The 10911-nt window shown below is 43.2% G+C and carries 10 protein-coding genes and 1 riboswitch; of the genes, 2 read left to right on the forward strand and 8 right to left on the reverse strand.

Annotation, left to right across the window (positions count from 1 at the left end; all coding sequences use genetic code 11):
* Positions 1–120: 120 nt before the first annotated feature.
* The 7 genes from N693_RS0118400 to N693_RS0118430 form a co-directional block, all read right to left on the reverse strand.
* Positions 121–2160 (reverse strand): catalase, encoded by a 2040-nt coding sequence (locus N693_RS0118400; RefSeq protein ID WP_025786333.1) that lies wholly within the window; start codon positions 2158–2160, stop codon positions 121–123.
* 71 nt (positions 2161–2231) lie between these two features.
* Positions 2232–2591 (reverse strand): CrcB family protein, encoded by a 360-nt coding sequence (locus N693_RS0118405; RefSeq protein ID WP_025786334.1) that lies wholly within the window; start codon positions 2589–2591, stop codon positions 2232–2234.
* Positions 2588–2962 (reverse strand): CrcB family protein, encoded by a 375-nt coding sequence (locus tag N693_RS0118410; protein WP_025786335.1) that lies wholly within the window; start codon positions 2960–2962, stop codon positions 2588–2590. Before N693_RS0118410 ends, N693_RS0118405 begins: the two co-directional genes overlap by 4 nt.
* The gene (locus N693_RS0118415; RefSeq protein WP_025786336.1) at positions 2959–5100 is read right to left on the reverse strand and encodes an ATP-dependent helicase; all 2142 of its coding nucleotides are present in this window, start codon (positions 5098–5100) and stop codon (positions 2959–2961) included. The genes N693_RS0118410 and N693_RS0118415 overlap by 4 nt, the downstream gene beginning before the upstream one ends.
* Positions 5101–5229: 129 nt before the next feature.
* Positions 5230–5409: a hypothetical protein gene (locus N693_RS0118420; RefSeq protein ID WP_025786337.1), complete on the reverse strand. Its 180-nt coding sequence runs from the start codon at positions 5407–5409 to the stop codon at positions 5230–5232.
* Positions 5410–5501: 92 nt separating this feature from the next.
* Positions 5502–6029, reverse strand: a complete 528-nt coding sequence (gene lepB / locus N693_RS0118425) for a signal peptidase I (RefSeq protein ID WP_025786338.1) — start codon at positions 6027–6029, stop codon at positions 5502–5504.
* A 17-nt stretch (positions 6030–6046) separates the two neighbouring features.
* A complete protein-coding gene (locus tag N693_RS0118430) occupies positions 6047–6841 on the reverse strand; it encodes an alpha/beta hydrolase (RefSeq protein WP_025786339.1) in 795 nt (264 codons plus the stop codon).
* A gap of 106 nt (positions 6842–6947) precedes the next feature.
* Here N693_RS0118430 and N693_RS0118435 point away from each other — a divergent pair, with 106 nt between their 5' ends.
* Positions 6948–7460, forward strand: a complete 513-nt coding sequence (locus tag N693_RS0118435) for a gamma carbonic anhydrase family protein (RefSeq protein ID WP_025786340.1) — start codon at positions 6948–6950, stop codon at positions 7458–7460.
* A gap of 54 nt (positions 7461–7514) precedes the next feature.
* On the opposite strand, the gene metK is transcribed toward N693_RS0118435, so the two are convergent.
* Positions 7515–8720 (reverse strand): methionine adenosyltransferase, encoded by a 1206-nt coding sequence (gene metK / locus N693_RS0118440; protein ID WP_025786341.1) that lies wholly within the window; start codon positions 8718–8720, stop codon positions 7515–7517.
* A gap of 196 nt (positions 8721–8916) precedes the next feature.
* Positions 8917–9033, reverse strand: a riboswitch (SAM riboswitch).
* Positions 9034–9199: 166 nt separating this feature from the next.
* On the opposite strand from metK, the gene pckA reads away from it, so the two are divergent.
* Complete coding sequence (pckA, locus tag N693_RS0118445) at positions 9200–10786, forward strand: phosphoenolpyruvate carboxykinase (ATP) (RefSeq protein ID WP_025786342.1); 1587 nt, start codon at positions 9200–9202, stop codon at positions 10784–10786.
* Positions 10787–10911: the final 125 nt, after the last annotated feature.

Genomic DNA, 10911 nt, shown 5'->3' on the forward strand with positions numbered 1-10911 from the left:
ACAAAAAAGGACCGCTACATGGCAGCCCTGAATAATCCAATATCTGTAACTTTAGAATGTCTTCTGGACTGTGAAGCGACAGAAAAGCAGCTGCCCTATGGACAGCTGCCTTTTCGTATTTTATCGATCCCAGTGACGATGCTCAGCCACTGCATTCACAAACAGTTGTGCAAAATTATCATTCTTAGACGAGATAACCCCCGCTGTCATTTCTACGCTGGAATTGTCTACAAATTCTTGACCTTTTGAAAGAATCCCAATCGGTTTAAAATGCTTATACGTTTCGTTCAGGAAGTCGATCGTATCCATTTTAAACTTTTGAGGATTTTCAGCATCTCCACCTGCAACAACGATTGCGTCATACAGAACAGCATGCATGGTCAAGAACGTCTCGTCCACCTCTGCTTCTAATCCATTTACGCCAGTTACCATACCATATTTTTCGCCAATCAAATCAACATTCATGCCTGCATTTAAACAAGCTTCTACAATGGTTTCCACTTCAGAATCATCGAATTGGTTGCCAATTAGGACGCCTACTTTACGTGTATTCGGCAACTTCGCTTTGTTCACTTGGCTTAGTGCAGGCGAACTTTTCGTGATCGTGCTCTCCTCGCCAGCATTTGGCGCATGTACACCTACTGCATGAGCAACAGCAGAAGCCAATCCATTATCTACATGACCAAACATATCCACGACTTGTTGGCGTATGTCTTTGTTTTTCACTTTTCCTACTTCAAAACTAAACGCATCGATAATATGCTTTTTCTCCACAATAGACATACTGTTCCAGAACAATTTCGCTTGAGAGAAATGATCTTTGAACGAATCACTACGGGCTGCAATTTTGCGTCCGTCCACTTTTTCCTGATAGTGAACGAAACCTCCCTCTTCTTCCTTAGAGGTCGATGGTGTATTGTCTGCTAGCGAATTCTTATGATAGGCCACCTGACCGGTATTAATCGTTTGCCGGCCATAACCATCTCGCTGATTATTATGGAAGGGACAAACCGGTCGATTGATGGGCAACTCATGGAAATTCGGTCCACCTAAACGAATCAGTTGCGTATCTGTGTACGAGAACAAACGGCCTTGCAACAACGGGTCATTCGAGAAGTCAATTCCTGGTACTACGTGTCCTGGATGGAAAGCAACTTGCTCCGTTTCCGCAAATACATTATCAACATTCCGATTCAACGTCATTTTCCCGATGATTTTGACGGGGACATCTTCTTCTGGCCAGAGTTTGGTAGGATCCAAAATATCGAAATCGAAATCGAATTCCTGTGAGTCCTCAATAAGCTGAACGCCAAGTTCCCATTCAGCAAAATCACCGTTATCGATAGCTTCCCATAAGTCTCTTCTGTGGAAGTCCGGGTCTTTCCCGCTAATTTTCTGGGCTTCATCCCAAACAAGTGAATTTACACCTAGTTTCGGTTTCCAGTGGAACTTGACGAAGTGGGATTTGCCTTCCGCATTCACGAAACGATACGTATGTACACCGAATCCTTCCATCATGCGCAAACTACGGGGAATCGCTCTGTCTGACATATGCCACATGACCATATGGGCAGACTCTTGGTTATTCGCAACAAAATCCCAAAATGTATCGTGTGCAGACGCAGCTTGAGGCATCTCATTATGAGGCTCCGGCTTTACAGCATGTATTAAGTCTGGGAATTTAATAGCATCCTGTATAAAGAAAACCGGCATGTTGTTTCCAACAAGATCATAGTTTCCTACGTCTGTGTAAAACTTCACAGCAAATCCACGAACATCCCGAACCGTTTCTGCAGATCCCCTGCTACCCGCCACTGTTGAAAAGCGTGTGAAAACAGGTGTTTTCTTTCCTGGAGTTTGTAAGAAATCCGCTTTTGTATACTCACTCATCGATTCGTACAATTCAAATTCTCCGTGAGCTGCATACCCTCTCGCATGGACAATCCTTTCTGGAATCCGTTCATGGTCAAAATGGGTCATCTTTTCACGGAAATGGAAGTCTTCCATGAGTGTTGGTCCTCGTTCTCCTGCTTTCAGGGAGTGTTCATCCTCCGACACTTTCAAGCCTTGGTTTGTTGTAAGTGATTTGTTTTTGTCGTCTGTTCGAAAAGTCTCGAGTTGACGGTGTTTTTTGTTCTGTTCTTCATTTTGTTTTTGCAAGCTTGTCCGCCTCCGTTCAAGAATATCAGTCACAAGTCTATTCCCGAACGGTGGTTTCCTAAACTGTTACTCTAGAAAAAAGTACCACCAATATATCCCACATAGACAAATGCAATTCCTAAAATGATAGAACCCATCAGATAACCCATTGACTTTCCAAATTCTCGAAAACGCGCCATAGCTAATATTTCTTTCACCCAAGTGGAAAATGTCGTCAATGCCCCTGCTACGCCAGTTGCGAGAAAAAACGTTAATGATGGAGAAAGTTGCAGCCCAACTACAAGCCCGATGAGGAGGCAACCAAGCAAATTGACTAGAAGTGTCCCATATGGAATAAGTGAATTTATATTCAATTTTTTTGATACAAAATAGCGAATGATTGCACCTATGAATCCCCCTGCCGCAACAGCTACTAAATCTACCCACGTCATCCTTGCTGTCTCCTTCCGCCAAGTTGAATTCCGAGTGCACCCGCGAACAATCCGAATAGTAGACTACAAGCCACATATAACAATGCGATTTCAACGTGAGATTGCATCAACGTCAACGTCTCATAACTAAAAGCCGAGAATGTTGTAAACGAACCTAAAAAACCGACTGTGATGGCATCATATGTCGTTTTGTTCACCAACGTCCAATGCAGTGTTTTTTCAACTAGAAAACAAAGAATGAAAGTCCCAACAATGTTCGCAACAAACGTTCCTACAGGAAATCCATTTGTCGTTGGAACGAGCATTCCGATGAGAGTCCGTGCTAACGCTCCTATTGCGCCAGCTGCTCCGATTGCTAGTATCGTTCTCATAGGTCAGCCGTCTCTAACATTCGCTTTTCCAGTACGGGTTGTAGTGCTAATCGCTTCGTTGCTGTAGCAAACCTAATTTCGATGGACTCCGCACTTACTTCTATGATTTCCCCTTTACCAAAAACTCGGTGTTTGACAAGTGTACCCGATTCTAACAGCTTGAGATCTCCAATTCCATTCGGATTAACCGCAACAGATTTTGGTGCTGACTTCGCCAAGCTACTCGTTTGTTTCGTGGAATCAGTGCGTTTCGGCAACAAAATCCCTCGAACTTCATTCACAAACTTCGAGTCTTCTTTCGACTTCCCGTCTTCCGAAGAGTAAGACAACATTTCTAGGCGTTCTTTCGCTCGGGTCATGCCCACATAAAATAAGCGCCGTGCTTCTTCTAGCAATTGTGTATCTGTTAGGTCTTCCTCCGACGGTATGGTGCCTTTAACAAGGTCAATCATAAACACTCGTTTAAACTCCAACCCTTTGGCACTATGGAAAGTCGATAGCGTCACTGCTTGTCCAACAGGTTCTTTTTTTGCTTCCTGTACGGCTTCTTCAAGCGTTTTCAGCTGTTCTGCAAACTCGACCATCGTCCTCGTCTGTTCTGCAATTCCTTCTAACGTATCTAATATCCCTTTTAAACTGTCCGCACGGTATCCAAACTTCGTCGACATACTCACTAGGCTTTCTTCGTAGCTGAGTTCGTAGCGGATCATGCGAATGATTTGTGCAGGTCTCATATCCGGTATCTTTTTGTACACATCTTTATATGCATCGAGTTTCCTCACCTGGCTGTCTTTTAAAACCGCCATCTCTTGAAATGCTTCGAACACATTCCCCTCGATTGTACTTCGTTCAAACTGCTGTAACGTCGACTTCGATACAAATAACTGCATTTTCCCAGCGATCTTTGCAAAAATATCTTTTCGTTCCAGGTTAAAACTAAGCCGCATGAAGTTGAGAATATCTTGTACAACCCAATGGGAGAAAAACTTATCGTCCGCATCTTTCATATAAAACGGGATGCCTCGACGGTGGAGTTCATTAACAAATGGAGTAGAGGACGCGTTATTTCGGAACAGGATTGCCACTTCACTTAACTCCTCCTCTGCAAGGAGTTCATACGTGACATATTCCAGTTGTTGCTTCGGATTATTCAAACGTCGTAGCTGAATTGCTCCTCTTGAACCGTTTTCCGTATGCATCTTTTTATCCCAACGCTTTTTATTGCGTTTGATGAATGCAGCGGATGTTGTCACGACTTCAGAAGAAGATCGATAGTTTTGTTCCATATATAAAAGCTTAGCTTCCGGATACACGAGCTTGAAGTCCATTAAATAATCAGGATCCGCGCCTCTCCATGCATAGATCGATTGGTCATCATCAGCAACAACGCACAGATTCCCATGCATTGCTGTCAGGTGTTCCACAATTTTATGCTGGACGAGTGAGGTATCCTGACTCTCATCGGTAAGGATATAGTCATATTTCGATTGAAATTCTGCACCGAGATTTTCATCCATACGCATAGCTTGTTCAGCTGTTAATAAAAGATCATCGAAGTCGAGCAATGTGGTTTCGACAGACGCATTCTTTACCGTTTCATATTGACGTGCTATTTTCGCTGCTTGCTCAAATGGCTCATCCTTTTCCGTCCACTTTTCTGTAGGGACCATTTGGTTCTTCATTAAACTAATATAGGTTGATAAAGAGTTCAGCTGATCTTCTGTCCCATTTTCCTTCAGCACAAAACGGCATGCCGCTTTCAAAGCATTTTGTTTAGGATACCCTTCCAGCAGTGTGAATTGTCGCCCTTGCTTTGCTAGCCACTTTTTAGAAATCGTAAATGCTAAACTGTGGATTGTGGAAAAGTCTGCAGCAGGTAATTCCGGAAACAATGCGGAGAACCGTTTCAGCATATCCCTCGCAGATGCTTTGCTGAACGTGATTGCTTTTATACGCTTTGGTTTAACCCCAAGTTCTTCTATTAAGTAGCCGATGCGCATAATGATGGTCGTCGTTTTTCCGGAGCCTGGACAAGCCAGAAGAAGTAGCGGCCCTTCCGTTGTCAGAACCGCTTGTTTTTGCACATCGTTCAATTCGATATTCAGTTGTCTTTTTTTCCGTTCAAAAAATTCTTCCATGCACATCAGATCTCCCTTAATAATACGTTCCTTTAAATTTATCACAAAACGTGATTCATGAAGACTAGAACGAAGTAAAAAAACCTCCGCATAATTCTGCAGAGGTTTAGTAGATACTTAGTAGTAAAGTTAAAAGCCACCTGTTTCCAGACGATCGTTTTGCAAATCGACCTTCTTTTTAGCACTTCCTGTGTAAGCAGTCGACGCGACTTCGTCGGTTCGTAGCTGACCGTCTGTGTATTCCGTTCCAGCCATGCTACCTGTCTGTTGTTTTGCTCGACTCTCTTTGCCTGTTTGCTTTTCAGTCAATGCCGCCACTCCTATTCTAAGGTGTCTAACATTAGCATGTCTCAAAAGCATTTGGCTTAGTCAGGTGAAATTTTCCTTTTCAGAATAAGTGATTACTTTGGATTCCCAATTTCATTGAATGGATAAAAGCGGAATTTCACTTTACCAACTACAGATTCTTCATCTATACTACCGAAGATTCGGCTATCCATACTATTTACTCGATTATCTCCCATCACAAACAATTGACCTTCAGGGACGTTTACCTCGAAGTCCTGTGTCAGCTTCTGCCCTTCTGGAAGTGCTGCTTTGTTTGAATCCAAGTAAGGTTCTTTATACTGTTTCCCATTAATCGAAAGCACATCATTTTCCATTTTCACCGTATCACCTGGCAACCCGATTACCCGCTTAATGAAGTCCTCTTCGGCATTTGGCGCATGGAATACGATCTTATCAAAGTGCTCAAGTGATGATATTTTTGAAATGACCACCCGATTATGATCGTGATACGTCGGCTCCATCGATTCTCCTGAAACAATGACCGGCGTAAATAAGAATTGTCTTACGATGAATGCTACAAGTACTGCGACAATCAGGGACTTCCCCCATGACCAAAATTCTTTCTTTGACTCTGCTTCCATAGTTGAACCTCCGTTTATCAATTTTCAATCACGTATCCAAGCGACCGTAAAACATTGTCAATGAACGACATTGTATATAATAAGACCTCTTCACGTTCCGGTTCATGATAGACGTCATGATATAAATGACGCCATTCCTTATACTGGAATTCACTAAGATTTTGTCGTTTCATCCACTTCTTCGACTCAGCAGTATCTGTCATCCGATCCTCTCCACCAGTGTGTAGGAGCAACGGTACATCTTGTATCGATTTTTCTGTCTGAAGAGTGCCTTTCATGAACGACGTGAGTTCTTTGTACCAACCACCCGTCATAACCGATCTCACGTCGGAAGCATGGCGGGTTTTCGGACGCTCTTCAGGGTTTTTTGTGAGCATGTCATATGTGACACCATGATCCAACTTCATGGAAGATGCTAAACGTGTCAGCATCGATGAAAACTTAGGTGGGTGATGAATCAGCGATAGCCAAGGTGAACTGATGATAAGCCCTGCGCATTCAATCCGTTTCCTCTGTAGTAAATGTATCATGACTGTTGCGCCTAAACCATGTGCTAAGACAATGACAGGAACACTTTCTTTTAATCCTGCATCTATCATTTTTTTCACAAAATCCACATACGAATCGAATGTCTCATCGTGTGGTATACCTTTCTCATCAGGACCATGTCCAGGTAAATCACCTGTAATTACGTCAAATCCTGAAATTCGTAATCTTTGAATCAGCCATGCATATCGTTGATGGTCTTCGTACGCGTTATGTACAATGACAATGACTGCTTTTGCTTGTCCGTCTGCTTCCCATTTCCACATAGCGCTTCCCTCCATTTATTCCAATACTTTAAACTCCTTTTTGTACAAGGTCCTAAAACTTTGATAGGATTATTATACATCAATGTACAACAAGGAGGGCATTTTCATGATTGTTCCGTATAAGGATGTTTGGCCAGACATCGATGAAACCGTTTTTGTAGCCGATTTTGCTGTAATTAGTGGAGATGTCACAATTGGTGCTGATTCTTCTGTTTGGTTCAGTACCGTGATTCGAGGAGACGTTGCACCGACTCGGATTGGTAAACGTGTCAGCATTCAAGACTTATCTTGTCTACATCAAAGTCCTAACAACCCGTTAGTCATAGAAGATGACGTCACAATCGGTCATAAAGTTACGTTACATAGTTGTACGATTAAAAAAGGGGCACTTGTGGGGATGGGTTCAATCATACTCGATGGTGCCGTAGTCGGAGAAGGTGCATTTGTAGGTGCAGGCAGTATCGTTCCTCCAGGTAAAGTCATTCCACCTGGTATGTTAGCACTCGGTTCCCCTGCAAAAGTAGTTCGTGAAGTAACAGACGAAGACCGGGCAGATATGGAAAGAATCGTTGAGAGCTACGTAGAAAAAGGTCAGCATTACAAACAACTTCAAAACTAAGCTGTAAATAAGAAAAGCAAGGGCGCTTAAATCGGCTCCCTTGCTTTTTTGTACTTATCCTTTAAGTTGAGTAACTTCTTCTTTCAATGCAGAAGCCTTGTCTGTACGCTCCCAAGGTAGATCAATGTCCGTTCTACCGAAGTGACCATAAGCTGCTGTCTGCTTATAAATCGGGCGACGCAGGTCGAGCATCTTGATAATCCCAGCTGGGCGAAGATCGAAATGATTTCTGACAAGCTCAACAAGATGACTCTCAGAAATATCACTTGTCCCGAATGTATCTACAGAAATCGAAACAGGCTTAGCGACACCGATTGCGTACGCTAACTGCACTTCACAGCGATCCGCTAATCCTGCAGCGACAAGGTTCTTCGCTACGTAACGTGCAGCGTATGATGCCGAGCGATCGACTTTAGTCGCATCTTTTCCAGAAAACGCTCCGCCACCATGACGCGCATAACCGCCATACGTGTCAACGATAATTTTACGTCCTGTAAGACCTGCATCCCCTTGAGGACCACCGATGACAAAGCGTCCTGATGGGTTGATGAAATACTTTGTTTCATCATCCAGCAAGTTCTTTGGAACGACAGTGTCAATGACGTGTTGTTTCACTTCACGCTGTAATTGCTCAAGTGTCACTTCAGGATGGTGCTGTGTAGAAATAACAATCGTATCGACACGGATTGGTTCGTTCTTTTCGTTATATTCAATCGTTACTTGTGTTTTTCCATCTGGACGTAAGTAGTCGAGTGTCTCTTCTTTCCGTACTTTCGTCAGTTGACGGGAAAGTTTGTGAGCTAGGCTAATTGGTAGTGGCATCAATTCTTCTGTTTCGTTGCAAGCATACCCAAACATGAGTCCTTGGTCTCCAGCACCAATTGCTTCTAATTCTTCGTCATCCATAGAGCCTTCACGTGCTTCAAGTGCACGATCGACACTTGCTGCGATGTCAGGTGATTGTTCATCAATAGATGTTAGTACGGAAGACGTTTCGTAATCGAATCCGTATTTCGCGCGTGTGTAGCCAATTTCCTTTACAGTTTCTCGAACCACTTTCGGAATATCGACATACGTAGTCGTCGTAATTTCTCCAATCACGAGAACTAATCCTGTTGTAATTGTCGTTTCACACGCTACGCGAGCGTTCGGGTCTTCCTCGATAATCGCATCCAGAATCGCATCTGAAATTTGGTCGCACATCTTATCAGGATGGCCTTCTGTTACCGACTCAGATGTAAACAGTCGTCGATTTGTCATATGATTTCCTCCTTCAGCCGCAAGTTTCCTTACAGCGAACTCGTGATACGGTACTCTCGTTTTCCCAGTTTTCGTCCCGCGCCTGAAGAGAAGCGACGTTCAACGTTCACAAGGATAAAGGCAAACATATAGAAAAAGCCCTCCACTCACGTATTGCATACATGAGGAAAGGCATGAGTTTCATAAGCACCTTTCACTCTTATCGTCCAGGGTTTCCCCCTGCTTCAGGTTTGGCACCTTTTCATAGACAAGGACGTCCATGCAGGTTGCCGGGCATCATAGGGCCTGTCCCTCCGCCGACTCGGGATAAGAGTATCCGTTCATCTATCTATGCTACGAGAAAACGCAGTTCTTGTCAATTTTTTTGTAGCTCTCACTTGAGTTTTGAATTAGTATAGTTTATTATTCTTAATGTGTTATACTAATTCAAAATAAGACAGCCCTAACAAGGGCAATAATGAAAAGGACGGTATCTACCTATGATTTCAGCGAAAATAGATAATGGACTCAAAGAACTTCTTTCTGGTACTAATATTACATTACAGCCATCTGTACCTGTATTAGTCGAAAAAGCAGTTTCCCGAGGTGAGGCTACGCTTTCAGCAGATGGAGCCGTTACAGCGCAAACCGGGAAGTATACCGGCCGTTCCCCTAAAGACCGTTACATAACTGAAGAAGCGACTTCAAAAGATAAGATTGACTGGGGTTCTGTCAATCGTCCAATTTCAGAAGATCACTTCGACAACCTATATAAAAAGGTGTTAAACCACCTTCAAGCAAAAGAGGAACTATTTGTATTTAAAGGATTTGCAGGAGCTGACAAAGCTTCACAACTTTCGATTCAAGTTATCAACGAATTTGCTTGGCAAAACCTTTTCGTTCATCAGCTATTCATCCGACCTACTGAAGAAGAATTGAAGATGCACGAAGCACAGTTCACAATCCTTGCTGCACCATCATTCAAAGCTGATCCTGCTGTTGACGGCACGGATACAGAAACATTCGTCATCATTTCACTTGAAAAACGTATCGTGCTAATCGGCGGTACTGAATATGCCGGAGAAATGAAGAAATCGATTTTCTCTGTTATGAACTACTTGCTTCCTGAAAATGGGATACTATCTATGCACTGTTCAGCAAACGTTGGTGAAAAAGGCGATGCTGCACTCTTCTTCGGATTATCAGGTACTGGTAAAACAACACTATCTGCTGATGCAAACCGCAAACTGATTGGTGACGATGAGCATGGTTGGTCTGACCACGGAATCTTCAACATTGAAGGTGGATGTTACGCGAAGTGCATCAACTTATCACCAGAAAAAGAACCTGAGATCTTCGGTGCCATTCAATTCGGTACAGTTCTAGAAAACGTAGTACTCGATACTGAGTCACGCGTTGCTGATTATGATGATACTACATTAACTGAAAACACACGCGCAGCATATCCGATTGAGAATATCGACAACATCGTTCTTCCATCAGTTGCTGGACACCCGGAAACCATCATCTTCCTAACTGCTGATGCGTTCGGCGTGTTGCCTCCAATCTCGAAATTGTCGAAAGAGCAAGCAATGTATCACTTCCTAAGTGGATTCACATCGAAACTTGCTGGTACTGAGCGCGGAATTACCTCACCAGAAGCTACATTCTCTACATGCTTCGGTTCACCATTCCTACCACTACCTGCAACAGTTTATGCAGATATGCTTGGTAAAAAGATCGACGAGCATGGATCTCGCGTATTCCTCGTGAATACTGGCTGGACTGGCGGCGTCTACGGCGTTGGTAAGCGTATGGACTTGAAACACACACGTACAATGGTCCGCGCAGCACTATCCGGAGCATTGGATAACGTAGAAACCGAAACTTCAGCGACATTCGGACTTCAGATTCCGAAACAAATCGATGGTGTTCCTAGTGAAGTATTGAACCCACGTAACGCTTGGAGCGATGCATCTGAGTATGATGCTAAGGCGAAAGAACTTTCTCAACTATTCAAAGACAACTTCAAAAAGTTCGACCAAGTTTCTGAAGAGATCATTCAAAAAGGCGGTCCGATTATTTAATAGCATCAAAAAGAACCTTCCAGACAGGAAGGTTCCAGACTGTAGACAAACTCCTGAAATCATGGGTTTCCTACAGTCTTTTTTCTTTTCAATAGTGTTAATAGTGAAAAGTTGATTTTCGCTGC

This window comes from Sporosarcina sp. D27, from assembly GCF_000586555.1.
Classification (GTDB): domain Bacteria; phylum Bacillota; class Bacilli; order Bacillales_A; family Planococcaceae; genus Sporosarcina.

What these genes read in the sequence shown, in the direction of transcription:
- N693_RS0118435 (WP_025786340.1), top strand. Translation starts at nt 6,948, where the DNA reads ATGATTGTTCCGTATAAGGATGTTTGGCCAGACATCGATGAAACCGTT.
- N693_RS0118410 (WP_025786335.1), bottom strand. Translation starts at nt 2,962, where the DNA reads ATGAGAACGATACTAGCAATCGGAGCAGCTGGCGCAATAGGAGCGTTA.
- pckA (WP_025786342.1), top strand. Translation starts at nt 9,200, where the DNA reads ATGATTTCAGCGAAAATAGATAATGGACTCAAAGAACTTCTTTCTGGT.
- N693_RS0118405 (WP_025786334.1), bottom strand. Translation starts at nt 2,591, where the DNA reads ATGACGTGGGTAGATTTAGTAGCTGTTGCGGCAGGGGGATTCATAGGT.
- N693_RS0118415 (WP_025786336.1), bottom strand. Translation starts at nt 5,100, where the DNA reads ATGGAAGAATTTTTTGAACGGAAAAAAAGACAACTGAATATCGAATTG.
- lepB (WP_025786338.1), bottom strand. Translation starts at nt 6,029, where the DNA reads ATGGAAGCAGAGTCAAAGAAAGAATTTTGGTCATGGGGGAAGTCCCTG.
- metK (WP_025786341.1), bottom strand. Translation starts at nt 8,720, where the DNA reads ATGACAAATCGACGACTGTTTACATCTGAGTCGGTAACAGAAGGCCAT.
- N693_RS0118430 (WP_025786339.1), bottom strand. Translation starts at nt 6,841, where the DNA reads ATGTGGAAATGGGAAGCAGACGGACAAGCAAAAGCAGTCATTGTCATT.